This is a genomic window from Pseudomonas sp. P4795, from assembly GCF_048822895.1.
Taxonomy (GTDB): Bacteria; Pseudomonadota; Gammaproteobacteria; order Pseudomonadales; family Pseudomonadaceae; genus Aquipseudomonas.
This window is the reverse complement of record NZ_JBMFBT010000004.1, coordinates 25,779-52,052: the sequence shown is the minus strand read 5'-3', so window position 1 is coordinate 52,052 and position 26,274 is coordinate 25,779. Positions and strand designations below refer to the sequence as shown.

The window sequence follows — 26,274 nt, the reverse complement described above, 5'->3', positions numbered from 1 at the left end:
CTATCGGGCGTCGTGCGGCAACACCACCGGCGATTGCTCCGGCACCTCCCCCTCCTCCACATGCTCACCCGGACGCTTGGGCAACAAAACCTGCTGTGGATAAGTCTGCGCGAAATGCACCCACGGGCTGTTGTCCACAAGCTTCTTCAAACGCTGATTGAATGCGCGACTCACCGCATACTGTCCGCCGGACACCGTGCGAAATTGCGCCGTCAGCACCACGCCATTCAGATCCATCCGATCCACGCCGAACACATCCAGCGGCCCTTGCAGGTTGTACTTGAGGAACGGGTCTTCGCGAATCGAATCGCCCGCCTCGCGGATCAGCTCGATGGCTTTATCCACATCAGTGTCGTAGGTGAACTGCACCGAGAAAAACGCGTAGGCAAACTGCCGCGATTGGTTGGTCACAGCCTTGATTTGGCCGAACGGTACCGAATGCACAAAACCCTTGCCGTCACGCAGGCGCAAGGTGCGAATGGTCAAGCCTTCGACCGTGCCAGCATGCCCGGAATCGAGCACCACCCAATCACCGATCGACAGCGTGTCTTCGATGATGATGAACAACCCGGTGATCACATCCTGCACCAATTGCTGCGAGCCGAAACCAATGGCCAGACCGACCACCCCGGCACCTGCCAGCAGCGGCGCAACGTTGATCCCCAGATTGGCCATGGTGGTGATCGCGCAGATCACCACCAGAATGATTTTGATCGCGTTGCGCAGCAGCGGCAGGATGGTTTTCACCCGCGTACTCGGCTGACGCGCCGAGCGTTTGCTGACCGGTGGTTTCAGCGCTTCCTGAATCGCCGTGTCGAGCACCACCCACAACAGCCAGGTCACAAGCAAGATCAGGCCGATGCTGCTCAACGCATTGCTGATCGCCCGGCCGACCGTGCTGCTCTGGGCGAAGTCGAGCAGCGACACGCCCCAGATCCGCCCGAGAATATCGATGAAGGCCACCGCCATGACGATGCGCAACAAGGCATGCGAGAGGCTGAGAAAACGCTCCTTGTAAGCGCTGCTGCGCTGCAGCGCCGTGGCTTTGCGCGACTTGAACAGGTGTTGCAGGATGGTGCTGAGAAACACCGTGCCGATCAACAGCACCATGGTGAACAACGCACAGCGCAGCGCCTTCTGGTTGTCTTCGCCGATACCAATCAGGTTGACCGCCGAGACCAGCACCATCAGCACAATCGGCCAGTACCAGAGGCCGGAAAAAATCCGCAGCGATTCCTGTAGTGATGGCTGTTTCAGACGCTGACTCAGCGAGCGATTACGGATCAAGTGCGCCACCGGTCGGCGCATGCGGATCACCACCAGGCCGAAGATGATCGAGGCGAACAGACCGGTGAATACCGCCACGCTGCTGGTGATGTTGCCGCCCAGCTGCCGCGCGATCTGCGGGCTGGTCAACGCATCGCTGAGCGCGGCGAGGAAGCCGATCAGGAACAACGGTTTCGGGCAGTAATCGCGCAGGATCTGCACGGCCGGGCGTTTATGGCCGGTGTTGAACATCACCACCACGCATAACAGTATCGAAGTGGAAAATATCCCGCTGCTGGTGGCGTAGGCCAGACACAACGCCAGCGCGCGTCCCACCGAGGCGTCGAGAAAGTGGCTGACGTACAGCGTCAGTGGCAGGCAGACCAGCGCCGGTAATGTGTAGGGCAGCAGATAACCGATCAAATCCTGACTGCGCTGGCGAGTGCGCAGCCAGCGACCTTCGCGCATGCGTTTGGCAAGCACGCTACCGAGCACCGTCAACACCGCGAAGGTGCCGAGCCAGACCCCGGAGAGCATGAGGAAATCCCCGGCCACGCTCCAGCCCGAGCGATTCGCCGGTTGATTGACCAGCTTGTCGACTTCATCCGCCGCACGGTCGGCACGCAGCCGCCAGGCATCGACCAGATGCTCGTTGAGGTCGAGCTTGTCCTGGACGTCGTCGATCCCGGAACTGATCGCGCCGAGCAGTCCGCCCTGGACCAGCGGCTCGGGCTTGGCCGGCTCCTCGCTGGCGGCGGGAACGCCCGGAATTGTCACGGCTTGTGCGGCGTTGGCGCCGAATAACAGCAGCGCCCCGAATAGAATTGCGGCTCTGAACTTGATCAAAACGAATCGACCTCTTGGCTGAACCTGTCAGGAACTGATCAATATTTGCTCGGCAAGTTCAAGATCCCCTCACCCCAGCCCTCCCGAAACGTCGGACCGCCCGGAGGGAGAGGGAGCCGACCGAAGTGTCTTGCGAGTGACATCGACCTGAAAGCCCGCAGCGCTTAGGGGTTTGGAAACTCGAATTCGACTCGGTCGTTCAGGTCGATGTATAGCGCGAGACACCTCGGTCAGTCCCCTCTCCCGCGGGGAGAGGGTTAGGGTGAGGGGCTTTTGATCTTCGACCGTCCATAGCCTCACCGAAACTTTCCCGCGCCCGCCACAGTCATCAACAAACACAGGCAACACGAGGACTTTCGACGGGAGGCGACATGGCGGCGATTCACATTGGTATTTCAGGCTGGCGCTACACCCCGTGGCGCGGGGATTTTTACCCTAAAGGACTGACGCAGGAACGCGAATTGCAATTCGCCTCGCGAGCCGTCAACAGCATCGAAATCAACGGCTCGTTCTACGCGCTGCAACGGCCGGAGCGCTATGCCCAGTGGTACGCCGAAACACCCGCTGACTTCGTGTTCAGCGTCAAGGCACCGCGTTTCATTACACACGTGCGCCGCCTGCGCGACATCTGCAAACCGCGCCCCGGCGAACCCGCTGCCGAAGGAGTGCTGGCATGAGCATTTCCCAGCCGGTCGGGTTTACCGACGAGACCACCGAGGTCACGCCGACCGTGCGCAGTTTCACGGTGCTGACGGTCAACACCCACAAAGGTTTCACCGCGCTGAACCGGCGTTTCATCCTGCCGGAACTGCGTGAGGCGGTGCGCAGCGTGTCGGCTGATGTGGTGTTCTTGCAGGAAGTGCACGGCACCCACGAGCACCATCCCAAGCGCTACAACAACTGGCCGACCATGCCGCAATACGAGTTTCTCGCCGACAGCCTGTGGCCGCAGTTCGCCTACGGGCGCAACGCCGTCTACCAGGACGGCGATCACGGCAATGCGCTGCTGTCGAAATTCCAGATCGTGCGTCACGACAATCTCGACGTGTCGATCAGCGGCCATGAGAGCCGCGGCCTGCTGCATTGTGTGTTGCGCCTGCCCGGCGATGACCGTGAACTGCACGCGATCTGCGTTCACTTGGGCCTGCACGAGAGTCATCGCAACGAACAGCTTCGCTTACTGAATGAGCGCCTGTCCGAGCTGCCAGACGATGCGCCGGTGATCGTTGCCGGGGACTTCAATGACTGGCGCCAGCGCGCCGATGCAGTGCTCAAACCGTGCGGCCTGCGCGAAGTGTTCGCCGAGCACCACGGTAAACCGGCGCGCAGTTTCCCGGCTCGACTGCCCGTGCTGCGCCTCGACCGAATTTACGTGCGCAACCTCAAGGCCCGCCAGCCGAAAGTCCTGGCCAATCGGCCTTGGTCGCACCTTTCCGACCACGCACCGTTATCGGTGGAGATCGAACTATGAGCAGCGCACCGCTGGAGAAGTCCGCCGTGGAAACCATCGCCATCACTCCGCCCGTGCGCCAGCCCGGCAACGTTGATGTCGAGTACCGCTGGCAGGGCAACAACCGTGTCGAGTTGCTGGAGAACGGCGAGGAATATTTCCCGCGCGTGTTCGAAGCGATGCGCGCGGCGAAAAGCGAAATCCTGCTGGAGACGTTCATCGTCTTCGAAGACAAGGTCGGCAACGAGTTGCAGCAGATTCTGATCGACGCTGCGCAGCGCGGCGTACGCACTACGGTGAGCCTCGACGGCTTCGGTTGCGGCGAATTGACCAGCGCTTATCTGACGGCGTTGAGCGATGCCGGCGTGCATCTGCAGATGTTCGATCCGGCGCCAAAAAGACTGGGGATTCGCACCAATTGGTTCCGGCGTCTGCACCGCAAGATTGTGGTGGTCGACGGCACGTTGGCGTTTATTGGCGGGATCAATTTTTCCGGCGATCACCTGGCCGATTTCGGCCCTGAGGCGAAGCAGGATTATTCAGTGGAAATTCAGGGGCCGGCGGTGGCCGACATCCATCACTTCGCGTTGCTGCAAAGCGGTCGTCCGGGCCGTGCGCGATTCTGGTGGCAACGCCGGCGCCAGCGTCGCGCTGACATGGCTTCGAGTGATCATGACGGCCAGATTCGCCTGGTATTCCGCGACAACGATCAGCACACCACCGACATTGAAGATGTGTACATGCAGGTGTTACGCACGGCCCAGCGGCGCGTGGTGATCGCCAACGCTTATTTCTTTCCCGGTTATCGCTTGCTGCGGGAAATCCGCAACGCCGCCCGTCGCGGTGTCGAGGTCCGGCTGATTCTGCAGGGCGAGCCGGATATGCTGGTGGCCAAACTTGCCGCGCGCATGACCTACGACTATCTGCTCAAGGCCGGGGTGCAGATTCACGAGTATTGCGAACGGCCATTGCACGGCAAGGTCGCGCTAGTGGATGACGACTGGAGCACCGTCGGCTCAAGCAATCTTGACCCGCTGAGCCTGTCGCTCAACCTTGAAGCCAACGTGCTGATTCGCGACCGTGGGTTCAATCAGCACTTGTTCGAGCGCCTTGAAGACTTGAGCAACAATCACTGCAAGGCCATGGACGCAGACAAGCTGCCGCGCGGTCGCATCTGGCACTTGACCGTGGGCCTTCTGGTGTTCCACTTCCTGCGGGTTTTTCCGGCAATGGCCGGTTGGTTGCCGGCGCACAAGCCAAGGCTCACGCCCTTTGTGCATGTTGCCGGGAGCGTTGATAAATGAACCATTCACAAGCCTCCGCTGTGACGCATTCGGCGCCCGCGACCAAGTCGCGCTGGAGTCGCTGGAAACGTCCGCTGACCATCGTGTTTTTTCTGGCACTGATTGCGCTGTTGACCACATTCGCCATGCGCATCGAATGGGCCGAGGTCCTGCAAACGCTGGCCGACTTCAAGGTGCGCACGCTGATCATCGCCTCCAGTCTGACGCTGGTGAGCTTTCTGGTGTACGCCAGTTTCGATCTGATCGGCCGCACCTATATCCGGCAGGATCTGACCTGGAAACAGATCCTGCCGGTGGGCGTGATCAGCTACGCATTCAACCTCAATCTGAGCGCCTGGGTCGGCGGCATCGCCATGCGTTATCGGCTGTATTCGCGACTGGGCGTGAGCAAGGGCAACATTGCCAAGATTCTTGGATTGAGCCTGGCGACCAATTGGTTCGGCTACATGACCATCGCCGGCGTGGTGTTCAGCAGCGGACTGGTCACCATGCCGCCGGGCTGGAAAGTCAGCAGCACCGCGTTGCAGGGTATTGGTGTGTTGTTGCTGCTGGTGAGCGCCGGATACCTCGCCGCGTGTCAGTTTTCCCGCCGTCGCGAGTGGTCGATTCGCGGGGTGGAAATCAATCTGCCGTCGTTGCGCATGGCGGTCCTGCAACTGCTGCTCGGCGCGCTTAACTGGTCGTTGATGGCGGCGGTGATCTTCACCTTGCTGCCGAGCAAACTGGACTATCCGATGGTGCTCGGGGTGCTGTTGATCAGTGCGATTGCCGGAGTCATCACGCATATCCCGGCGGGGCTTGGGGTACTGGAAGCGGTGTTTGTGGCGCTGCTGCAACACGAGGCTTCGCGCGGAAGCCTGGTGGCGGGATTGCTGGCGTATCGGGCGATTTATTTTCTGTTGCCGTTGTTGATTACGCTGGTGATGTATCTGCTGGTTGAGGCCAAGGCCAAGTCGTTGCGGATTGAGAAGAAGCCGAGGCATTAGCATCAGGACTGGATAATACTCAAGCGCTCGCCGACCACCATCTCGGTGATCCAGTCGACCAGGATCGAGGTGTAGGCCTGCTGCGAGGTCGGCTCGCTCAACGCATGGTCGGCACCGTCGATGATCCGGTGCGTCAGCGAATGGGTCTGCTGACACGCCGCGCGGTAGCTCATGATTGTCGCGTGCGGCACGTAATCATCGGTTTCCGACTCCACCAGCAACACATCCCCGGTGAAATTCGCGCAGGCGTGCAAGGCGCGATTGCTCTCGGCACGTACCAGCGTGCCGCGATAATCGCGCAAATCAGCCTTGTCCAGCTCGCGCTTGGGCGTGTGCCATTGCTCGTCGCGATACAGCGCCGGCACTCGCAGCGCCAGCCAGCGCACCGGGCGCAATGAGGTCAGGATTGCCGCCAGATAGCCGCCGTAGCTGGTACCCACGACCGCAATCGCCGAGGTATCGAGCGCCGGATGCGAAAGCAGCCGGTCATAGGCCGCCAGCAGATCGCGCAAATTGTCGTCCCGAGACACTCGACTCAGTGGAATTCCAGTTCCGCCAGTGTGCCCGCGCAAATCGAACGTCAGGCACACACAACCCAGCCCGGCGATGCCTTTGGCCCGCTCCAGATCTCGCTCCTGACTGCCGCCCCAGCCGTGCACGAATAACACGCCCGGCACTTTCGATTTGGGACTGAGGAATGTTCCGCTCATCTGTTCGTCATCAATGTCGATTTGAATGCTTTCGCTTCTAGCCGTCATAGGATTTGACCGTTACGTATTTGAGAAGAAAGTCGCTGTTTTCCGCCGGGCCGCGATAGACCTCGATAGCATCCGCCGGCAGCGCCTGATCGATATAGGTTTCTACCGAAGAGACGCGGATCGCACGCATCGATGGGTCATTGACGAAGCTTTGCAGCGCCGCCACTTCAGCACTACTCGCGCCGCCCATGCGCCAGGATTGTTCAAGTACGCCGCTGCGCTGCTTGCCGTTGCTGTCCAGCCCTTGGGCGATGTCGTAGTTGCGCCGCGAGGCATAGAAGCGCGGATAGGCTTCATCCGCTGCCGCGTCGAATATTCGCGCCTGCTCAATGGCCAGTCGCACATCGTCGCTCAGGTCCAGCGCCAGTAAAGCATCGTACCCCCCCTGCACTACCAGCAGGTTCGAGCCGCCGTAGACGTCCTCATCATGCGCGTCTTTGGTCAGATATTGGTCACCGCAGTAACTCAGCACCTTATCGGCGATGAAGGTCTGGCCGACGCTGTGGGTGATGACCTGACTCAGATCCTGTTCGAGCACCACGCCGTCGGCGAACAGTTGCTCGGCATCGGCACGGGCGAGCACTTGGTCGAAAGTGTCGAGGCTGTTGATAACTTCCTGACCGCGACCGGCACACGCGTGGATCGGTTTGATGCGGATCGGCCCGCCATGCAACAAATGCTCGGCGGCGGGACGCGCATCTTCCAGCGCGAACACGCTCAAGCCATCAAGCACCACATTGCGCACCCGCTCGGAAAACAGCGGCGACCAGCCTTGCGGCGCATGTGCCTGAGGGCTGCGCAAACCGTGGCTGATGGCTTTGGTGCAGATGAAATCATGCTCGACAAACCCGCCCCACAGATCGTCCGGACCTTTCACGCCCAGTTCTTGCGCGGCGGCAGCGCCGACCAGGGTTTGCGTGGGAAGCAGATACAAATCGCGCCCACGATGCTTTTGCGCATCGTAGCTGCCGCCGAACTTGAACCCGAGAATCTGTGCCAGCCAACGGGCCAGCGCCTTGTTGGTCTGCACTTCGTGCTGTGGCGCGCCGGGGCGCACCGAATGCGCGACGACCAGTTTTCTGTGCGGTGTCGGGGTCATGCGTCCCCCTGTGATCGAATGAGTAATGTTGCCCTTAGCAACTGTAGACCGTGATCAGCGGCATGCGGCTCACACAATTGGCGGTGTTGCAGCTCATCGGGCTACGACGGCCGGCGGAGTGACCCCGAATCGACTGCGATAATCACTCGGCGCCAGCCCGGTGATTTTCTTGAATATCGCGCGAAATGCTCCCGGATCCTGATAGCCCACCGTCCACGCAATGTGATCGATGGTGCCATTGGTGAACTCGAGCATTTCCCGCGCCTTGCCGACCCGCAGATGCTGGCAGTATTCGGTGGGTTTCAAGCCGCTCGCCGCGCGGAAACGCCGCAGGAACGTGCGTTCTTCCAGCCCTGCCCGTTCGGCCATCGCCGTCAGTGACACATCGGTCGCACCCGTGCTTTGCAGCCAGTGCTGAACCTTGAGAATAGCCGCGTCGCCGTGGCTGAGGATCGGCGCAAAATTGCTGCCACAGGCACTCGCGCTGTCGCTGTGTTCGATCACCAGGAACCGTGCGGTGCCGCTGGCGATGCTCGGCCCGAGCAGACGGTCGACCAGGCGCAAGCCCAGCTCCGACCAGGCCATCAGCCCGGCGGTGGTGATCAGGTCGCCGTCATCGACAATCGGTGTGTCAGCCTTGAGTTTGATTTTCGGGTATTGCTCGGCAAACGCCTTGGACGACGTCCAGTGGGTGGTGGCGCTGCGACCGTCGAGCAGACCGCTTTCGGCCAGCAGCCACGAGCCGACGCACACACCGCCGAGGGTCGCGCCGCGAGCGTGTTGCTCGCGCAGCCATTGCATCAGCGCAGGCGAGACCTGCCCTGCCTGAAACCCGGCGATGGAAGGAGGAATCAACACCACTACCAGGCCGGTTTCAACACCGCGATGGCTGTCATAGACGCGTACTGGCGCGGTATCGCCCTCCACCAGCCAATGGCTGACCCGCAATAGCGGCAACTGCGCCGCCTGATGCTCGGCAGCGACCTGATTGGCCACCGCAAACAAATCGCTCAAGCCATGCACCGCCGCCATCTGCGCACCGGGATAGATCAGCACGCCGAGTTCGGCAACGGGAGTTTCTACGGCCATTGTCAGTTTTCCCCTGTCTATTGTCGGTGCGGCCAATCCTCGAAACCCCGGCCGGGGCCAATACTTGATCCACACCCAAACAACATTTCGAGGACACACCCATGGCCAAGCAAGCGCTCATCGTAGTCGATATCCAGAATGACTACTTCCCCCATGGCAAATGGACGCTGGAAGGCGCCGATGCCGCCGCCGACAACGCCGCGCGACTGATCGGCGCGTTCCGCGAGGCTGGCGATTCGGTAGTGCACATCCGCCACGAATTCACCTCGCCTGATGCACCTTTCTTCATCGCTGGCTCCGAGGGCGCGAAGCTGCATCGCAAAGTGCTCAACCGCGATGACGAGCCAGTTGTGCTCAAGCACTTCGTCAACTCGTTCCGCGAAACCGAACTGCAATCGATCCTCGACGAGCAAGGCATCAAGGAGCTGGTGGTGGTCGGCAGTATGAGTCACATGTGCGTCGACGGTATTACCCGGGCGGCGGCAGATCTGGGCTACACCGTCACCGTTATTCACGATGCCTGCGCCACTCGCGACCTGGAGTTCAACGGTGTGACCGTGCCGGCAGCGCATGTCCACGCCGCATTCATGGCGGCGCTGGGCTTTGCCTACGCCAGCGTAGTGTCGACCGACGAATTTCTCGCCACCCACCAATGAGCCCGGAACACTAATCTGCAGCCATGAAAAAACCCGCAGCGTGCTGGCGTTGCGGGTTTTATGGCTTTCGCCGATTACGACAGTTCGGTCGAGCGGGCTGGCGTTTCTGCTGAAGGCTTTTGCTTGACCAGCTCGGACGCCCCGATCCGGGCCATGCGTCTGCGGGAAATCTCAGCACCCCGGCGGCGCAACGGGGTTTCAACGAACCGGTAGTTCAATTCACTGCACACCACCATGATCGCAAACGAGGTCGCCAGCAGTTCCACGGTAAACTCCGCGCCCAGCGCCACGCCTCTCTCACTGGCCACACGACTCCAGATTTCGGTGCTCAAGTGGTACGCAAACATGTGGATCACGTACAAGGCGTAGGAGCGTGAGCCGAACCATTGAGCGATTCCGCTGAGGATCGCCGGGCAGTAGATGTAGCCCTTCTGATAACTGGAAAGCCAGACCAGGATCAACGCCGTGATCGCCAGCAGCCCGACCGCAATCGGTGTCGCAATCAACTGACCAGCGATCGCCCCCAGCATGTAGAGCAGGAACAGCGTGACCGCCAGCCGCTTGACCAGGCTGCCGCCAAGCGCAACCGGTTCAATCTCTTTGTACAACGCTGTGCGAGTGAACAGACACAGCAGAATGCCCCACATCATCGCATCGAGGCGGAACGAAAAGAGCATGCCCGCCGGAGCCGCGCCAAACGCGTCACGATTCAGCGGAAATTGCACGGCAATCAACGCGAGCAAAGTGATCACGCGCCAGCGCGTCGAGGTAATCAGCAGCAGAAACAGCGGGAAGATGAAGTAGAACTGCTCCTCCAGCGCCAGGCTCCAGTAGACCGAATTCGGCCCCAGCAGTACGCCGTACTGATTCGCCAGATTACCGGTGAACGTCGCGACGGCAGTGAAGCTGCGCAAGTTGTCGAACCACGACTGAAAGGCATTCGACTGATTGAAGAAAATCGAGAACGCCAGCGGGATCAGCACCCACAGCCATGCGGTTGGCAGCAGACGATAAGCGCGCCTGATCCAGAACGACGTTGCGGCGAGGCCGAAGCGGTTCTGCTCACGGTTCTTGTCGAAGTAGTCGAGGTAGGCCTTGCTGACGACGAAACCTGAAATGCAGAAAAACAGATCCACGCCCGACCATGGGGAGTACACGTTGAACAGCTTTTCAAAGAAGGCTGAATGGAATGGCAATAACAACGCGCTGTGTGCCAGCACCGTCATCAGTATGGCCACACCGCGTAAATACTCGATTTCCTTGTTCTTGCTACTGCTCATCGGTCTCTCTTGTTTTTGTGATTGATCAGTTTGCCTGGGGCGGGAAACCGGATCTCGCGATCGAAAGTGCCGGACGGATCATGGAGCGGCGCGCTGCGGCCATCAAGACTCCTGGTGAAAATATATCGAGCTGATCGCCGACACCCGCCAGTCAGCTTATGGTCATCAATACCCTTTCAACACTCTCAAAACGACGAAACCCCCGCAATGCGGGGGTTTCGGGTTCAAACCTGTTCAGGGTCAGAACGGGATATCGTCATCAAAGCTGTCGAAATCCGGAGCTGGCTGCGGTGCGGCTTGCTGTGGAGCCGGAGCCTGACGCTGCTGCGGTGCCGACTGCTGCGGGCGTGGAGCCTGCTGGCGTGGCGCTGGAGCCGACTGCTGATAGTTGTTGCCGCCGCCTTGTTGCTCGCCCTGTTGTGGACGGCCACCCAGCAGTTGCATGGTGCCTTGCATGTCGACCACGATTTCGGTGGTGTAACGCTTGATGCCGTCTTTTTCCCACTCGCGGGTCTGCAGTTTGCCTTCGATGTAAACCTGCGAGCCTTTACGCAGGTATTCGCCAGCGATTTCTGCAACCTTGCCGAACATCGACACACGGTGCCATTCGGTCTTTTCGACTTTCTGGCCAGTCTGCTTGTCGGTCCACTGCTCGCTGGTCGCCAGACTCAGGTTGGTCACGGCGTTACCGTTGGGCAGGTAGCGTACTTCGGGATCCTGGCCGCACGTGCCGACCAATATGACTTTGTTAACCCCACGGGCCATAACGTTCTCCTAGGCTTCGCACGCATTCTGCGCCGGGTTGTTCACCAGGCGTTCGAGAGTGGTGCGATCCAATAGTTCGGTGTCCAATTTGATGTAAATCGCCGCTTCTTCCGCAACGATCACTGCATCTGTTACCCCTACAAGGGCCTTGAGGCGCTCGACCAGACCGGCTTCGCGAATCGCTTCAGGCGACAACGGCAAACGCAGGCTTGTCACGTAGGGAGGTTCGCGCATGGTAACAGCAAAGGCCAGCCAAAGTGCAGCCAGCCCGGCACATCCGAGGAACACAACCGACAGACCGCCATGCTGGAACATCCAGCCGCCGAGTATCCCGCCGAGTGCCGAACCGAGGAACTGGCTGGTGGAGTACACGCCCATGGCCGTGCCTTTGCCACCCGCCGGTGAAACCTTGCTGATCAGCGACGGCAGTGAAGCTTCCAGCAGATTGAACGCGGTAAAGAACACCACCGTCCCGATCACCAGAGCCCGCAAGCTGTCGCCGAACTGCCAGAAGAATAGCTCAGTGAGCATCAACGTCATGACGGCGCCGAGCAAAACTCGTTTCATTTTGCGTCGCTTCTCGCCATAGATGATGAACGGGATCATGGCGAAGAACGAAATCAGCAGCGCGGTCAGATAGACCCACCAGTGCTGTTCCTTGGGCAGGCCGGCCTTTTCCACCAGTGCCAGAGGGAGTGCGACGAAGCTCGACATCAACATCGCATGTAACACAAAGATGCCCAGATCGAGGCGCAGCAGATCCGGATGCTTGAGCGTCGGCAGCAACGCCTGACGCGCTACACCGGACTCACGATGCTGCAACGGCCCGGTGGACTTTGGCACCATGAACATCACGATCACGATCCCGATCAGCGCCATTGCGCCGGTGGCGAGGAACAGTCCGGACAGACCGAACGCACGGGTCAGCAACGGCCCGACCACCATGGCCACCGCGAAAGACAGGCCGATGGTCATGCCGATCATCGCCATCGCTTTGGTGCGGTGTTGTTCGCGGGTCAGGTCGGAAAGCAGCGCCATCACCGCAGCGGAAATCGCGCCGGCGCCTTGCAGAATGCGGCCGGCGATCACGCCCCAGATCGAATCGGCCTGCGAGGCAAGCACGCTGCCGAGGGCGAAGACGATCAAACCAAGATAGATAACCGGTCGCCGGCCGATACGGTCGGAAATGACCCCGAACGGAATCTGGAAAAGTGCCTGGGTCAAGCCGTAAGCGCCAATCGCCAGCCCGATCAGGGCCGGGGTCGCTCCCGCCAGATCCATGCCATAGGTCGCCAGTACCGGCAACACCATGAACATGCCCAGCATACGGAAGGCGAACACCAGGGCCAGACCGCTCGCTGCGCGGGTCTCGCTGCCACTCATGCGTTCGCTGTGGGGATCGTGCATGGAAAAACCTCGTGTGAACCGGCGGCGATTCTACCAGTCCCATCGAAAGACAGGGTATATCGCGACGCTTTGCCGCGTGCAGATGAAACACTCTTCATGTGTGGCAATTCACTGCTTGTTTGATAGTGTGCATCCATCCAGTATTTGCCCGTATACTCCTACGTTTTCGACGCCCGCCGAGCGAGGCCACTTTGGACAAGATCCTGATACGTGGGGCCCGTACCCACAACCTGAAGAACATCGACCTGACCCTGCCACGGGACAAACTGATCGTCATCACCGGCCTGTCCGGATCCGGCAAGTCGTCCCTGGCCTTTGACACGCTTTACGCCGAAGGTCAGCGCCGCTATGTCGAATCGCTGTCGGCCTATGCCCGGCAGTTTCTGTCGATGATGGAAAAACCTGACGTCGACACCATTGAAGGCCTGTCGCCGGCAATCTCCATCGAGCAGAAATCGACCTCGCACAACCCGCGCTCCACAGTCGGGACAATTACCGAAATCTACGATTATCTGCGCCTGCTCTACGCACGCGTTGGTACGCCACGCTGCCCGGATCACGACATTCCGCTGGAAGCCCAGACCGTCAGCCAGATGGTCGACCTGGTGCTGGCCCAGCCTGAAGGCAGCAAACTGATGCTGCTGGCGCCGGTGATCCGCGAGCGCAAAGGCGAGCACCTTTCAGTGTTCGAAGAACTGCGCGCTCAAGGCTTCGTCCGTGCCCGGGTCAACGGTCGCATCTGCGAGCTCGACGAACTGCCGAAGCTGGATAAACAGAAGAAGCATTCGATTGATGTGATCGTCGACCGCTTCAAGGTCCGCGCCGACCTGCAGCAGCGTCTGGCTGAATCCTTCGAGACCGCCCTGAAACTGGCGGATGGCATCGCCCTCGTGGCACCGATGGACGACGAGCCGGGCGAAGAGATGATCTTCTCCGCACGCTTCGCCTGCCCGATCTGCGGCCACGCGATCAGCGAGCTGGAACCCAAGCTGTTTTCTTTCAACAACCCGGCCGGCGCCTGCCCGACTTGCGATGGTCTGGGGGTTAAACAGTTCTTCGACATCAAGCGTCTGGTCAACGGTGATCTGACGCTGGCCGAGGGCGCGATTCGCGGTTGGGATCGACGCAACGTGTATTACTTCCAGATGCTTGGCTCGCTGGCCTCGCACTACGGCTTCAGCCTGGAAAAACCGTTCAATGAACTGCCGGCCGATCAGCAGAAGTTCATCCTGCACGGCAGCGGTTCGCAGAACGTGGACTTCAAATACCTCAACGACCGCGGCGACATTGTTAAACGCTCGCACCCGTTCGAAGGCATCGTGCCGAATCTGGAACGTCGTTACCGCGAAACCGAGTCGGCGAGCGTGCGCGAAGAACTGGCCAAGTTCCTCAGCCATCAGGCCTGTCCGGATTGCCGTGGCACTCGCCTGCGTCGCGAGGCGCGGCACGTCTGGGTCGGCGAGAAGACGCTGCCAGCGGTGACCAACCTGCCCATCGGCGATGCCTGCGTGTATTTCGGCGAGCTGAAATTGACTGGTCGCCGGGGCGAAATCGCCGACAAGATTCTCAAGGAAATCCGCGAGCGCCTGCAATTTCTGGTTAACGTCGGTCTCGACTATCTGTCGCTGGATCGCAGTGCCGACACGCTGTCGGGTGGTGAAGCGCAGCGGATTCGCTTGGCCAGCCAGATCGGCGCGGGTCTGGTCGGGGTTTTGTACATCCTCGACGAGCCGTCGATTGGTCTGCACCAACGCGATAACGACCGTCTGCTCGGCACCCTCAAGCACCTGCGCGATATAGGCAACACCGTGATCGTGGTCGAGCACGACGAGGACGCGATTCGCCTCGCCGACTACGTGGTGGATATCGGCCCGGGTGCCGGTGTGCACGGCGGACGGATTGTGGCGGAAGGTACGCCGGCCGAAGTCATGGCGCATCCGGACTCCCTGACGGGTAAATATCTGTCAGGCCGGGTCAAGATCGCCGTGCCAGCCAAGCGCACGCCGCGCAACAAGAAGCTGACGCTGTCGCTCAAAGGCGCGCGCGGCAACAACCTGCGCAATGTCGATCTGGAAATTCCGATTGGTTTGCTGACCTGCGTGACCGGCGTGTCCGGCTCGGGCAAATCGACGCTGATCAACAACACGTTGTTCCCGCTTAGCGCCACGGCTCTCAATGGCGCGACCACGCTCGAAGCGGCAGCGCACGACAGCATCAAAGGTCTTGAACATCTGGACAAGGTCGTCGACATCGACCAGAGCCCGATTGGCCGGACGCCGCGCTCCAACCCGGCGACCTATACCGGTTTGTTCACGCCTATTCGTGAGCTGTTTGCTGGTGTGCCCGAGTCACGTTCACGCGGTTACGGCCCAGGGCGTTTCTCGTTCAACGTCAAGGGCGGTCGCTGCGAGGCTTGCCAGGGCGACGGTCTGATCAAGGTGGAAATGCACTTCCTGCCGGACATCTACGTGCCGTGCGACGTGTGCAAGAGCAAGCGCTACAACCGCGAAACCCTTGAGATCAAGTACAAGGGCAAGAACATCCACGAAACCCTCGAGATGACGATCGAGGAAGCGCGGGAGTTCTTCGACGCAGTGCCGGCACTGGCGCGCAAGCTACAGACGCTGATGGATGTGGGTTTGTCGTACATCAAGCTGGGGCAGTCGGCGACGACGCTGTCCGGTGGCGAGGCGCAGCGGGTCAAGTTGTCTCGCGAGCTGTCCAAGCGCGATACCGGCAAGACGCTGTATATCCTCGATGAGCCGACTACCGGGCTGCACTTCGCGGACATTCAGCAACTGCTCGATGTTCTGCATCGTCTGCGCGACCACGGCAACACAGTGGTGGTGATCGAGCACAACCTTGACGTGATCAAGACTGCCGACTGGTTGGTGGATCTTGGTCCTGAGGGTGGTTCCAAAGGTGGGCAGATCATTGCGGTCGGTACACCGGAAGAAGTGGCCGAGATGAAGCAGTCTCATACTGGTTTCTATCTCAAGCCGCTGCTGATCCGCGATCGCGACTGATCGCGGACATGAAAAAGCCCCGGTCACTTCATCAGTGGCCGGGGCTTTTTTACATCTGTAGCAATCAGGACGCGTGGGATTGCAGGTAGTTCTGCAGGCCGATCAGCTTGATCAGGCCCAACTGCTTTTCCAGCCAGTAGGTGTGATCTTCTTCGGTGTCGTTGAGCTGAACTCGCAGGATCTCGCGGCTGACATAATCTTTGTGCAGCTCACACAGCTCGATGCCTTTGCACAGTGCTGCGCGAACTTTGTATTCGAGGCGCAGATCCGTTTCCAGCATCTCCGGCACGGTCGTACCCACATCCAGATCATCCGGACGCATGCGCGGGGTGCCTTCAAGCATCAGAATCCGGCGCATCAGGGCATCAGCGTGCTGAGCCTCTTCTTCCATCTCGTGGTTGATTCGTTCGTAGAGCTTGGTGAAACCCCAGTCCTCATACATCCGCGAATGAACAAAATATTGGTCACGCGCGGCCAGTTCGCCGGTCAGCAACGTGTTGAGGTAATCGATAACGTCTGGGTGGCCTTGCATCGCCCTACATCTCCCTGCTTGAAAGTCTGTAGTTTGAACCAAGCTGACTGCAAGGTCACTCTCCAAGCGCAATAAAAGCGAAGATATTCCGAGAAAAGCGGCCTAAATAACGCAAAAACCGCCCAAATGAGGGCGGTTCTGCTTCTCGTTTAGACTTCGTTAAGCTGTACGTTGAGCAGCTTTGCGATTGCTTCTCCATACGCCGCATCGGCTTTGTAGAAATGCTGCAACTGGCGGTCGACTACATCACTCGATACACCCGACATTGCTCCGGCGATGTTGCTCACCAGTAACGCTTTCTGCTCGTCGCTCATCAGACGGAACAGCGCACCGGCGTGGCTGTAGTAATCGGTGTCTTCGCGGTGGTCGTAGCGATCAGCGTTGCCGCTCAATGCCAGCGCAGGTTCGGCATAGTGAGGCGCTTGCTTTGGCGATTCCACGTAGCTGTTCGGCTCGTAGTTCGGCGCCGCACCACCATTGCTGCCAAACGCCATGGAACCATCGCGCTGGTAAGTGTTGACCGGGCTGCGCGGCGCGTTCACCGGCAATTGCTGGTGATTGGTGCCAACGCGGTAGCGATGAGCATCCGCGTAAGCGAATACGCGACCTTGCAGCATACGGTCCGGCGACAGGCCGACACCTGGCACCATGTTGCTCGGACCGAACGCGGCTTGCTCGACTTCGGCAAAGTAGTTGAGCGGATTGCGATTGAGTTCCAGCTCACCAACTTCGATCAACGGGAATTCCTTCTGCGACCAGGTCTTGGTCACGTCGAACGGGTTTTCGTAATGCGCTGCCGCTTGGGCTTCGGTCATGATCTGGATGCATACGCGCCATTTCGGGAAATCACCTCGCTCAATGGCTTCGAACAGGTCGCGCTGGGCGTAATCCGGGTCAGTACCTGCAATGCGTGCTGCGTCTGCCGGTGCGAGGTTCTTGATCCCCTGTTTGGTCTTGTAGTGCCACTTGACCCAATGACGCTCGCCTTGCGCGCTGATCAGGCTGTAGGTGTGACTGCCGAAGCCGTGCATATGGCGGTAGCCGTCAGGAATGCCGCGATCAGAGAACAGAATCGTGACCTGGTGCAGCGCTTCGGGCGAGTGCGACCAGAAGTCCCACATCATCTGCGCACTTTTCAGGTTGCTTTGTGGCAGACGTTTTTGCGTGTGGATGAAATCCGGGAATTTAAGCGGGTCACGAATAAAGAAAACAGGCGTGTTGTTGCCAACGATGTCCCAGTTGCCTTCTTCGGTGTAGAACTTTAGCGCAAAGCCGCGTGGATCGCGCTCGGTGTCAGCCGAACCACGCTCACCGCCTACAGTGGAAAAGCGCAGAAACGTCGGAGTTTGTTTGCCTACAGCCGAGAACAGCTTCGCGCTGGTGTACTGAGAAATGTCGTTGGTGACCGTGAACGTACCGTAAGCACCCGAGCCTTTGGCGTGTACGCGACGCTCTGGGATGTTTTCACGGTTGAAGTGGGCGAGCTTCTCGAGCAGATGAAAATCGTCAAGCAGCAGCGGGCCACGCGGGCCAGCAGAGCGGGAATTCTGGTTGTCAGCGACAGGCGCACCACTGGCGGTCGTAAGCGTCTTGTTTTGGCTCATGCGATCTTCTTCCTCTGTCAGTCTTTGAACTGCCGGCTAATCGGCTTGGTGGGCAGTATTGATCATCAATGCGACACCCACAAATTCATTAACTTGCGGACATCAATAGAAAATTACTAACGATCAAACCACAGACATATAGTGCAGAGCGATGCATGAACAAAGCTTGTATGGGCGACGCATTTCTTGCAGGCACAAAAAACCGGGCACTAGGCCCGGTTCTTTGTTTCAGACTGACGTCTTACTCAGCGGATACAGCTTCACCGCCGGTAGCACGATCAACCAACTCGACGTACGCCATAGGCGCGTTGTCGCCAGTGCGGAAACCGCACTTGAGGATGCGCAGGTAGCCACCCTCACGGGTAGCGTAACGCTTGCCCAGGTCGTTGAAGAGCTTACCAACGATAGCTTTCGAGCGAGTACGGTCGAAAGCCAGACGGCGGTTAGCCAGGCTGTCTGTCTTGGCCAGAGTGATCAGCGGCTCAGCAACGCGACGCAGTTCTTTGGCTTTTGGCAGAGTAGTTTTGATCAGCTCGTGCTCGAACAGCGACACCGCCATGTTTTGAAACATGGCCTTGCGGTGCGAGCTGGTGCGGCTCAGGTGACGACCACTTTTACGATGACGCATGGTTCATTCCTTACCAAACACTACGTTCGGTGATTACGACGATCAGGCAGTCGCCTTGTCGTCCTTCTTAAGACTTGCAGGCGGCCAGTTGTCGAGGCGCATGCCGAGGGACAGACCGCGGGAGGCTAGAACGTCCTTGATTTCAGTCAAGGATTTCTTGCCAAGGTTCGGAGTCTTCAACAGCTCTACTTCGGTACGCTGAATCAGGTCACCGATGTAGTAGATGTTTTCCGCCTTAAGGCAGTTAGCCGAACGTACAGTCAGTTCCAGATCGTCAACCGGGCGAAGCAGGATCGGATCGATCTCGTCTTCCTGCTCGACAACCACTGGCTCACTGTCACCTTTGAGGTCGACGAACGCAGCCAACTGCTGTTGCAGAATGGTTGCAGCGCGGCGAATTGCCTCTTCAGGATCCAGAGTACCGTTGGTTTCCAGATCAATAACCAGCTTGTCCAGGTTAGTGCGCTGCTCGACACGGGCGTTTTCCACCACGTATGCGATACGGCGAACCGGGCTGAACGAAGAGTCAAGCTGCAAGCGACCGATGCTGCGGCTTTCGTCTTCATCGCTCTGACGCGAGTCTGCTGGTTCATAACCACGACCACGAGCTACGGTGAGCTTCATGTTCAGGGCGCCGTTAGACGCCAGGTTAGCGATTACGTGATCGGGATTAACGATCTCGACATCATGATCCAGCTGAATATCGGCAGCGGTAACCACCCCCGAACCCTTCTTCGACAAGGTCAGCGTAACTTCGTCACGACCGTGCAGCTTGATAGCCAGACCTTTAAGGTTCAACAGGATTTCAATTACGTCTTCCTGTACACCTTCGATGGCGCTGTACTCATGGAGTACACCGTCAATCTCGGCCTCGACTACTGCGCAGCCGGGCATTGAGGACAACAGGATGCGTCGCAGCGCGTTGCCCAGGGTGTGGCCAAAACCACGCTCGAGAGGCTCGAGAGTGATCTTGGCGCGGGTTGGACTGACAACCTGCACATCAATGTGGCGGGGTGTCAGGAACTCATTTACCGAAATCTGCATGGATGCACCTATTTTCTAGCCCTTACTTGGAGTAGAGCTCGACAATCAGGCTTTCGTTGATGTCGGCGGACAGATCACTGCGAGCAGGAACGTTCTTGAAAACGCCCGACTTCTTCTCAGTGTCTACTTCTACCCATTCTACGCGGCCACGTTGGGCACACAGATCGAGAGCTTGGACAATGCGAAGTTGGTTTTTTGCTTTCTCGCGAACAGCAACCACGTCGCCAGCACGAACCTGGTACGACGGAACGTTTACGGTCTGACCGTTAACGCTGATCGACTTGTGCGATACCAGCTGACGGGATTCGGCACGAGTCGAACCAAAGCCCATACGGTATACAACGTTGTCCAGACGGCATTCGAGCAGTTGCAGCAGGTTTTCACCGGTTGCACCTTTCTTGCCAGCAGCTTCTTTGTAGTAGCCGCTGAACTGACGCTCGAGAACGCCGTAGATACGACGGACCTTCTGCTTTTCACGCAGTTGGGTGCCGTAATCGGACTGGCGACCGCGGCGTTGGCCGTGGATACCAGGTGCTGCTTCAATGTTGCACTTCGATTCGATCGCGCGCACGCCGCTCTTCAGGAAGAGATCGGTGCCTTCGCGACGAGCGAGTTTGCATTTTGGACCAATGTAACGAGCCATTCTTTACAATCTCCTGGATTACACGCGGCGCTTCTTCGGCGGACGGCACCCGTTGTGCGGGATTGGCGTCACGTCGGTGATGCTGGCGATCTTATAGCCACAGCCGTTCAAAGCACGGACAGCAGACTCACGACCTGGACCTGGACCTTTGACGTTTACGTCGAGGTTTTTCAGGCCATATTCCAGCGCAGCTTGACCAGCACGTTCAGCAGCTACTTGAGCAGCAAACGGAGTGGACTTGCGGGAACCGCGGAAACCCGAACCACCGGAGGTAGCCCAAGAAAGCGCGTTACCTTGACGGTCGGTGATGGTCACGATGGTGTTGTTAAAAGATGCATGGATGTGGGCGATGCCATCAACCACTGTCTTTTTAACTTTTTTACGAGGACGAGCAGCAGGTTTTGCCATGATTAATTTCCTGTCGATTCGCGTGGGCGATTACTTGCGGATCGGCTTACGCGGACCTTTACGGGTACGCGCGTTAGTCTTGGTACGCTGACCGCGCACTGGAAGACCACGACGATGACGCAGACCGCGGTAGCAACCGAGGTCCATCAAACGCTTGATTTTCATGTTGATTTCGCGACGCAGGTCACCTTCAGTGGTGAACTTCGCCACTTCGCCACGCAACTGTTCAATCTGCTCGTCGCTCAGATCTTTGATCTTTGCGGCTGGGTTTACCCCAGTCTCTGCGCAAATTTTCTGCGCAGTAGTGCGACCAACACCATAGATGTAGGTCAGCGAGATAACAGTGTGCTTGTTATCTGGAATGTTAACGCCTGCAATACGGGCCATTCAGTGGGACTCCAATTGACAGCTACCTACGCCCCGGAAGCCAAGAAATAGGGCGCGAGATAATATCGCTGTAATAACAAATAATCAACCCGGCAGCGCACTAGCTGCCGGGCTTCAAGCGGATCACACTCAGCCTTGGCGCTGTTTGTGACGCGGTTCCGCGCTGCAAATTACTCGAACAACACCTTCGCGGCGAATAATCTTGCAGTTACGGCACAGCTTTTTCACCGATGCACGAACTTTCATCACCAACTCCTCGAACCTTATGGGTACTCAGCGCAACATGCCGCTGCCGTAGCCCTTCAGGTTGGCTTTCTTCATCAGGGATTCGTACTGGTGCGAAACGAGGTGCGATTGTACTTGGGACATGAAGTCCATCACAACCACGACGACGATCAGCAACGAGGTCCCGCCAAGGTAGAACGGTACGTTTGCTGCAACCACCAGGAACTGGGGCAACAGACACACGGCCGTCATGTAAAGAGCACCGAACATGGTCAAGCGAGTCAGAACGCCATCAATGTAGCGCGCAGACTGCTCACCTGGACGGATGCCCGGAATAAAGGCACCGGACTTCTTCAGGTTTTCCGCTACGTCTTTCGGATTGAACATCAACGCCGTATAGAAGAAGCAGAAGAAAATAATCCCTGCACTAAACAGCAGAATATTCAACGGCTGACCAGGAGCGATCGACTGCGAGATGTCCTGCAACCAGCCCATACCTTCAGACTGACCAAACCAGGCACCCAACGAAGCCGGGAACAGCAAAATGCTGCTCGCGAAAATAGCCGGAATAACACCGGCCATGTTCACCTTCAGCGGCAAGTGGCTAGTCTGCGCAGCGAAGACCTTGCGGCCCTGCTGACGCTTGGCGTAGTGAACAGCAATACGACGCTGACCACGCTCAATGAACACCACGAAACCGATAATCGCTACTGCCAGCAAACCGATGGCAACCAAAGCGAAGATATTTATATCGCCCTGACGTGCAGACTCGAAAGACTGCCCGATTGCTCTCGGAAGACCGGCGACGATACCCGAAAAAATCAACATCGAGATACCGTTACCTACACCGCGCTCAGTAATCTGCTCACCCAGCCACATCATGAACATCGCACCAGCCACAAAAGTGGATACCGCGACGAAATGGAAGCCAAAGTCACCATTGAACGCAACACCCTGCCCCGCCAGACCAATGGACATGCCAATAGCCTGAACAAGAGCGAGGATGACAGTGCCGTAGCGGGTGTACTGGCTAATCTTGCGACGGCCAGCTTCACCTTCCTTCTTCAACTGCTCCAGCTGCGGGCTGACGGCGGTCATCAGTTGCATGATGATCGATGCCGAAATGTACGGCATGATCCCCAGTGCAAAGATGCTCATCCGTTCCAGCGCGCCGCCGGAAAACATGTTGAACAAGCTAAGAATGGTCCCCTCATTCTGTCGAAACAGGTCTGCGAGTCGGTCCGGGTTGATACCTGGAACCGGGATGTGTGCGCCTATTCGGTAGACGATAATCGCCAGGAACAGAAAACGCAGACGAGCCCAGAGTTCAGACATACCGCCTTTGCCGAGCGCAGAGAGAGCACCTTGCTTAGCCATTTATTCCTCGAACTTGCCGCCAGCTGCTTCGATAGCCGAACGCGCACCTTTGGTGGCGCCGATTCCCTTGCCGATAGTGACAGCGCGAGTCACTTCACCGGACAGCATGATTTTCACACGCTGTACGTTGACGTTGATCACGTTGGCATCTTTCAGGGACTGCACGGTAACGATGTCGCCTTCCACTTTAGCCAGCTCGGACAGACGCACTTCTGCGCGGTCCATAGCCTTCAGGGAAACGAAACCGAACTTCGGCAGACGACGATGCAGCGGCTGTTGACCGCCTTCAAAGCCTGGAGCAATGGTGCCACCGGAGCGGGAGGTTTGACCTTTGTGGCCACGGCCACCAGTCTTACCCAAACCGCTACCGATACCACGGCCCGGACGATGCTTTTCGCGACGGGAACCCGGCGCTGGACTCAGATCATTGAGTTTCATCGATTAACCCTCGACACGCAGCATGTAGTAAGCCTTGTTGATCATCCCGCGATTCTCGGGAGTATCCTGGACTTCTACAGTGTGACCGATGCGACGCAGACCCAGACCCTTAACACACAGTTTGTGGTTAGGGATGCGGCCGGTCATGCTTTTGATCAGCGTTACTTTAACGGTAGCCATGATCAGAAGATCTCCTTGACGCTTTTGCCACGCTTGGCGGCAATGGATTCAGGAGATTGCATAGCTTTCAAACCTTTGAAAGTGGCGTGAACCACGTTTACCGGGTTAGTCGAGCCGTAGCACTTGGCCAGAACGTTCTGAACGCCAGCAACTTCGAGGACAGCACGCATAGCGCCGCCAGCGATGATACCGGTACCTTCAGAAGCAGGCTGCATGTACACCTTCGAAGCGCCATGAGCGGACTTCATTGCGTACTGCAGAGTGGTGCCGTTCAGGTCAACTTGGATCATGTTGCGGCGAGCAGCTTCCATTGCCTTCTGGATCGCAGCAGGCACTTCACGTGACTTGCCACGGCCGAAGCCAACGCGCCCTTTACCATCACCAACCACGGTCAACGCGGTAAAAGTGAAGATACGGCCGCCTTTAACGGTTTTGGCTACGCGGTTAACTTGAACCAGCTTCTCAATGTAGCCTTCGTCGCGCTTTTGGTCGTTATTTGACATAACTTAGAACTCCAGCCCAGCTTCACGAGCAGCATCAGCCAGCGCTTTCACGCGGCCGTGGTACTTGAAGCCAGAGCGGTCGAAAGCCACTTGCGAGACGCCAGCGGCCTTAGCACGCGTAGCGACCAGCTGGCCAACCTTTGTGGCCGCGTCGATGTTGCCAGTGGCGCCATCACGCAGTTCTTTATCCAAAGTCGAGGCGCTTGCCAGGACTTTGTTGCCGTCGGCCGAGATGACCTGGGCGTAAATGTGCTGCGACGAGCGGAACACGCAGAGACGCACGACTTCTAGTTCGTGCATTTTCAGGCGTGCTTTGCGAGCGCGACGCAGTCGAGTAACTTTTTTGTCGGTCATTTGCTATGCCCTACTTCTTCTTGGCTTCTTTACGACGGACGACTTCGTCCGCGTAGCGCACACCTTTGCCTTTGTACGGCTCTGGTGGACGGAAGTCGCGGATCTCAGCAGCCACTTGACCTACCAGTTGCTTATCGATGCCCTTGATCAGGATATCGGTCTGGCTAGGAGTCTCAGCGGTGATGCCTTCCGGCAGTTCGTAATCCACTGGGTGCGAGAAGCCAAGGGCCAGGTTCAAAACCGTGCCTTTTGCTTGCGCTTTGTAACCAACACCGACCAGCTGGAGCTTGCGCTCGAAGCCTTGGCTTACGCCTTGGACCATGTTGTTTACCAACGCACGCGTGGTACCGGCCATTGCGCGAGTTTGTTGATCGCCATTGCGAGCAGCGAAACGCAGCTCACCAGCTTCTTCAACGATCTCAACGGACGAATGGATGTTCAGTTCAAGAGTGCCCTTGGCACCCTTCACCGAAAGCTGTTGGCCTGCGAATTTTACTTCGACACCGGCTGGCAGCTTAACGGGGTTCTTAGCGACGCGAGACATGCTTATCCCCCCTTAGAACACAGTGCAAAGAACTTCGCCGCCGACACCGGCAGCGCGCGCAGCACGATCCGTCATCACACCTTTGTTGGTGGAGACGATAGACACGCCAAGACCGCCACGAACTTTCGGCAGATCTTCAACGGACTTGTACTGACGCAGGCCTGGACGACTAACGCGCTTCACTTCTTCGATAACCGGACGGCCTTCGAAGTACTTCAGCGAGATGGACAACGAAGGTTTAGCTTCGGTGGTGATCTGAAAATCCGCGATGTAACCTTCGTCCTTCAGGACTTTTGCTACAGCCACCTTCAACGTGGAAGACGGCATGCTTACAACGGCCTTTTCAGCCATCTGGGCATTACGGATTCGAGTTAGCATGTCCGCTAACGGGTCCTGCATACTCATGGGCTAGACGCTCCTAATACAAAAAAATTAGCCTTGCGGCTACTACTTGTCGCCGAGAACTTCCGGGCAGTAAAAACACGGGCTCAGGCGAGCCGGGTATTCTAGACACACCCCAGAAATGAATCAAGCCCCAAAAGGGGCTTGATTCAAGTTCAAGGCCACCGATGGTCAGGTTCTTGCGAACCCGAGCATCGAAGCTTTGACAGCAATTACCAGCTGGCTTTAACCAGACCTGGTACGTCACCACGCATTGCCGCTTCACGCAGTTTGTTACGGCCAAGGCCGAACTTGCGGTAAACGCCGTGCGGACGACCAGTCAGGCGGCAACGGTTACGCATGCGCGCAGCGCTTGCGTCACGTGGTTGCTTCTGCAGAGCTACTGTAGCTTCCCAACGCGCTTCTGGACTTGCGTTCAGATCAACGATGATAGCTTTCAGCGCTGCACGCTTGGTGGCGTACTTGGCAACGGTGAGCTGACGCTTCAGCTCACGGTTTTTCATGCTCTTCTTGGCCATTTTCCTACTCCAATCAGTTGCGGAACGGGAATTTGAAAGCACGCAGCAGAGCGCGGCCTTCATCATCGTTCTTGGCAGTGGTGGTCAGGGTAATGTCCAGACCGCGGAGAGCATCGATCTTGTCGTAGTCGATTTCCGGGAAAATGATCTGCTCTTTCACGCCCATGCTGTAGTTACCACGACCATCGAAGGACTTGGCATTCAGGCCGCGGAAGTCGCGAACCCGAGGCAGGGAGATCGACAGCAGACGATCCAGGAACTCGTACATACGCTCACGGCGCAGAGTCACCTTGACGCCGATCGGCCATCCTTCACGGACTTTAAAGCCAGCGATGGATTTACGAGCGTAGGTCACAACGACTTTTTGGCCGGTGATCTTTTCCAGGTCAGCAACAGCGTGCTCGATGACTTTTTTGTCGCCGATCGCTTCGCCCAGACCCATGTTCAGGGTGATTTTGGTAACGCGCGGAACTTCCATCACGTTCGAAAGCTTAAGTTCTTCCTTAAGTTTCGGAGCGATTTCCTTCCGGTAAATCTCTTTTAGTCGTGCCATGG

Annotated in this window: 29 protein-coding genes and 1 pseudogene; 6 read left to right on the top strand and 24 right to left on the bottom strand. The window is 58.0% G+C overall.

What is annotated here, in order from left to right; translation table 11 throughout:
• Window positions 1–2,112, bottom strand: a complete 2,112-nt coding sequence (locus ACOI8A_RS12315; RefSeq protein WP_420648592.1) for a mechanosensitive ion channel domain-containing protein — start codon at window positions 2,110–2,112, stop codon at window positions 1–3.
• Window positions 2,113–2,483: 371 nt separating this feature from the next.
• On the opposite strand from ACOI8A_RS12315, the pseudogene ACOI8A_RS12310 reads away from it, so the two are divergent.
• The 4 genes and pseudogenes from ACOI8A_RS12310 to ACOI8A_RS12295 form a co-directional block, all read left to right on the top strand.
• Window positions 2,484–2,750, top strand: a pseudogene (locus tag ACOI8A_RS12310) (DUF72 domain-containing protein); the annotation flags it as partial.
• 35 nt (window positions 2,751–2,785) lie between these two features.
• The gene (locus tag ACOI8A_RS12305; protein WP_420648593.1) at window positions 2,786–3,583 is read left to right on the top strand and encodes an endonuclease/exonuclease/phosphatase family protein; all 798 of its coding nucleotides are present in this window, start codon (window positions 2,786–2,788) and stop codon (window positions 3,581–3,583) included.
• Window positions 3,580–4,866 carry a cardiolipin synthase ClsB gene (gene clsB, locus ACOI8A_RS12300; RefSeq protein ID WP_420648594.1) on the top strand — a complete coding sequence of 429 codons (1,287 nt, stop codon included), beginning with the start codon at window positions 3,580–3,582 and terminating at the stop codon, window positions 4,864–4,866. Before ACOI8A_RS12305 ends, clsB begins: the two co-directional genes overlap by 4 nt.
• Window positions 4,863–5,852, top strand: a complete 990-nt coding sequence (locus ACOI8A_RS12295) for a lysylphosphatidylglycerol synthase domain-containing protein (RefSeq protein ID WP_420648595.1) — start codon at window positions 4,863–4,865, stop codon at window positions 5,850–5,852. Before clsB ends, ACOI8A_RS12295 begins: the two co-directional genes overlap by 4 nt.
• 2 nt (window positions 5,853–5,854) lie before the next feature.
• Here the strand turns inward: ACOI8A_RS12295 and ACOI8A_RS12290 are convergent, their stop codons facing one another.
• The 3 genes from ACOI8A_RS12290 to ACOI8A_RS12280 form a co-directional block, all read right to left on the bottom strand.
• A complete protein-coding gene (locus ACOI8A_RS12290) occupies window positions 5,855–6,610 on the bottom strand; it encodes an alpha/beta hydrolase family protein (protein ID WP_420648596.1) in 756 nt (251 codons plus the stop codon).
• Window positions 6,600–7,709 carry a DUF3182 family protein gene (locus ACOI8A_RS12285; protein WP_420648597.1) on the bottom strand — a complete coding sequence of 370 codons (1,110 nt, stop codon included), beginning with the start codon at window positions 7,707–7,709 and terminating at the stop codon, window positions 6,600–6,602. Before ACOI8A_RS12285 ends, ACOI8A_RS12290 begins: the two co-directional genes overlap by 11 nt.
• 93 nt (window positions 7,710–7,802) lie before the next feature.
• Window positions 7,803–8,798, bottom strand: a complete 996-nt coding sequence (locus ACOI8A_RS12280) for a GlxA family transcriptional regulator (protein WP_420648598.1) — start codon at window positions 8,796–8,798, stop codon at window positions 7,803–7,805.
• A gap of 101 nt (window positions 8,799–8,899) precedes the next feature.
• Here ACOI8A_RS12280 and ACOI8A_RS12275 point away from each other — a divergent pair, with 101 nt between their 5' ends.
• Window positions 8,900–9,454, top strand: a complete 555-nt coding sequence (locus ACOI8A_RS12275) for a cysteine hydrolase family protein (RefSeq protein ID WP_420648599.1) — start codon at window positions 8,900–8,902, stop codon at window positions 9,452–9,454.
• A gap of 74 nt (window positions 9,455–9,528) precedes the next feature.
• Here ACOI8A_RS12275 and ACOI8A_RS12270 read toward each other — a convergent pair whose 3' ends face one another.
• The 3 genes from ACOI8A_RS12270 to ACOI8A_RS12260 form a co-directional block, all read right to left on the bottom strand.
• A complete protein-coding gene (locus ACOI8A_RS12270; RefSeq protein WP_420648600.1) occupies window positions 9,529–10,734 on the bottom strand; it encodes an acyltransferase family protein in 1,206 nt (401 codons plus the stop codon).
• Window positions 10,735–10,974: 240 nt separating this feature from the next.
• Entirely contained in the window at window positions 10,975–11,499 is a 525-nt protein-coding gene (locus tag ACOI8A_RS12265) for a single-stranded DNA-binding protein (RefSeq protein WP_420648601.1), read from the bottom strand.
• Between the two features lie 9 nt (window positions 11,500–11,508).
• Window positions 11,509–12,906 carry an MFS transporter gene (locus ACOI8A_RS12260; protein WP_420648602.1) on the bottom strand — a complete coding sequence of 466 codons (1,398 nt, stop codon included), beginning with the start codon at window positions 12,904–12,906 and terminating at the stop codon, window positions 11,509–11,511.
• 191 nt (window positions 12,907–13,097) lie between these two features.
• Between ACOI8A_RS12260 and uvrA the strand changes: the two genes are divergently transcribed.
• Window positions 13,098–15,932, top strand: a complete 2,835-nt coding sequence (uvrA, locus tag ACOI8A_RS12255) for an excinuclease ABC subunit UvrA (RefSeq protein WP_420648603.1) — start codon at window positions 13,098–13,100, stop codon at window positions 15,930–15,932.
• A gap of 64 nt (window positions 15,933–15,996) precedes the next feature.
• Here the strand turns inward: uvrA and bfr are convergent, their stop codons facing one another.
• The 17 genes from bfr to rplE all read right to left on the bottom strand — a co-directional run bounded on the left by bfr (window position 15,997) and on the right by rplE (window position 26,272).
• Window positions 15,997–16,464 carry a bacterioferritin gene (bfr, locus tag ACOI8A_RS12250; protein ID WP_420648604.1) on the bottom strand — a complete coding sequence of 156 codons (468 nt, stop codon included), beginning with the start codon at window positions 16,462–16,464 and terminating at the stop codon, window positions 15,997–15,999.
• A gap of 149 nt (window positions 16,465–16,613) precedes the next feature.
• Window positions 16,614–18,068, bottom strand: coding sequence for a catalase (locus tag ACOI8A_RS12245; protein ID WP_420648605.1), 1,455 nt, complete (start codon window positions 18,066–18,068; stop codon window positions 16,614–16,616).
• 241 nt (window positions 18,069–18,309) lie between these two features.
• Window positions 18,310–18,696, bottom strand: a complete 387-nt coding sequence (rplQ, locus tag ACOI8A_RS12240) for a 50S ribosomal protein L17 (RefSeq protein WP_007943777.1) — start codon at window positions 18,694–18,696, stop codon at window positions 18,310–18,312.
• Between the two features lie 42 nt (window positions 18,697–18,738).
• Window positions 18,739–19,740: a DNA-directed RNA polymerase subunit alpha gene (locus ACOI8A_RS12235; protein WP_003186012.1), complete on the bottom strand. Its 1,002-nt coding sequence runs from the start codon at window positions 19,738–19,740 to the stop codon at window positions 18,739–18,741.
• Window positions 19,741–19,762: 22 nt separating this feature from the next.
• Window positions 19,763–20,383, bottom strand: coding sequence for a 30S ribosomal protein S4 (gene rpsD, locus ACOI8A_RS12230; RefSeq protein WP_003176404.1), 621 nt, complete (start codon window positions 20,381–20,383; stop codon window positions 19,763–19,765).
• Between the two features lie 18 nt (window positions 20,384–20,401).
• On the bottom strand, window positions 20,402–20,791 hold the full coding sequence (rpsK, locus tag ACOI8A_RS12225) for a 30S ribosomal protein S11 (protein WP_002555466.1): 390 nt from the start codon (window positions 20,789–20,791) through the stop codon (window positions 20,402–20,404).
• 30 nt (window positions 20,792–20,821) lie between these two features.
• Window positions 20,822–21,178, bottom strand: a complete 357-nt coding sequence (rpsM, locus tag ACOI8A_RS12220; protein WP_009045849.1) for a 30S ribosomal protein S13 — start codon at window positions 21,176–21,178, stop codon at window positions 20,822–20,824.
• A gap of 129 nt (window positions 21,179–21,307) precedes the next feature.
• Entirely contained in the window at window positions 21,308–21,424 is a 117-nt protein-coding gene (gene rpmJ, locus ACOI8A_RS12215; RefSeq protein ID WP_002555468.1) for a 50S ribosomal protein L36, read from the bottom strand.
• A 27-nt stretch (window positions 21,425–21,451) separates the two neighbouring features.
• Entirely contained in the window at window positions 21,452–22,780 is a 1,329-nt protein-coding gene (gene secY, locus ACOI8A_RS12210; protein ID WP_092277409.1) for a preprotein translocase subunit SecY, read from the bottom strand.
• Window positions 22,781–23,218 (bottom strand): 50S ribosomal protein L15, encoded by a 438-nt coding sequence (gene rplO / locus ACOI8A_RS12205; RefSeq protein ID WP_042561340.1) that lies wholly within the window; start codon window positions 23,216–23,218, stop codon window positions 22,781–22,783.
• 3 nt (window positions 23,219–23,221) lie between these two features.
• Complete coding sequence (rpmD, locus tag ACOI8A_RS12200) at window positions 23,222–23,398, bottom strand: 50S ribosomal protein L30 (protein WP_003176408.1); 177 nt, start codon at window positions 23,396–23,398, stop codon at window positions 23,222–23,224.
• Between the two features lie 2 nt (window positions 23,399–23,400).
• Window positions 23,401–23,901, bottom strand: coding sequence for a 30S ribosomal protein S5 (gene rpsE, locus ACOI8A_RS12195; protein ID WP_003186035.1), 501 nt, complete (start codon window positions 23,899–23,901; stop codon window positions 23,401–23,403).
• A gap of 3 nt (window positions 23,902–23,904) precedes the next feature.
• Window positions 23,905–24,255 carry a 50S ribosomal protein L18 gene (gene rplR, locus ACOI8A_RS12190; RefSeq protein WP_003186037.1) on the bottom strand — a complete coding sequence of 117 codons (351 nt, stop codon included), beginning with the start codon at window positions 24,253–24,255 and terminating at the stop codon, window positions 23,905–23,907.
• Window positions 24,256–24,265: 10 nt separating this feature from the next.
• Window positions 24,266–24,799 carry a 50S ribosomal protein L6 gene (gene rplF / locus ACOI8A_RS12185; RefSeq protein WP_003176412.1) on the bottom strand — a complete coding sequence of 178 codons (534 nt, stop codon included), beginning with the start codon at window positions 24,797–24,799 and terminating at the stop codon, window positions 24,266–24,268.
• Window positions 24,800–24,811: 12 nt separating this feature from the next.
• Window positions 24,812–25,204 carry a 30S ribosomal protein S8 gene (rpsH, locus tag ACOI8A_RS12180; protein ID WP_420648606.1) on the bottom strand — a complete coding sequence of 131 codons (393 nt, stop codon included), beginning with the start codon at window positions 25,202–25,204 and terminating at the stop codon, window positions 24,812–24,814.
• Window positions 25,205–25,413: 209 nt separating this feature from the next.
• Window positions 25,414–25,719 carry a 30S ribosomal protein S14 gene (gene rpsN / locus ACOI8A_RS12175; RefSeq protein WP_007918460.1) on the bottom strand — a complete coding sequence of 102 codons (306 nt, stop codon included), beginning with the start codon at window positions 25,717–25,719 and terminating at the stop codon, window positions 25,414–25,416.
• A gap of 13 nt (window positions 25,720–25,732) precedes the next feature.
• A complete protein-coding gene (rplE, locus tag ACOI8A_RS12170) occupies window positions 25,733–26,272 on the bottom strand; it encodes a 50S ribosomal protein L5 (protein WP_003210069.1) in 540 nt (179 codons plus the stop codon).
• Between the last annotated feature and the right edge of the window lie 2 nt (window positions 26,273–26,274).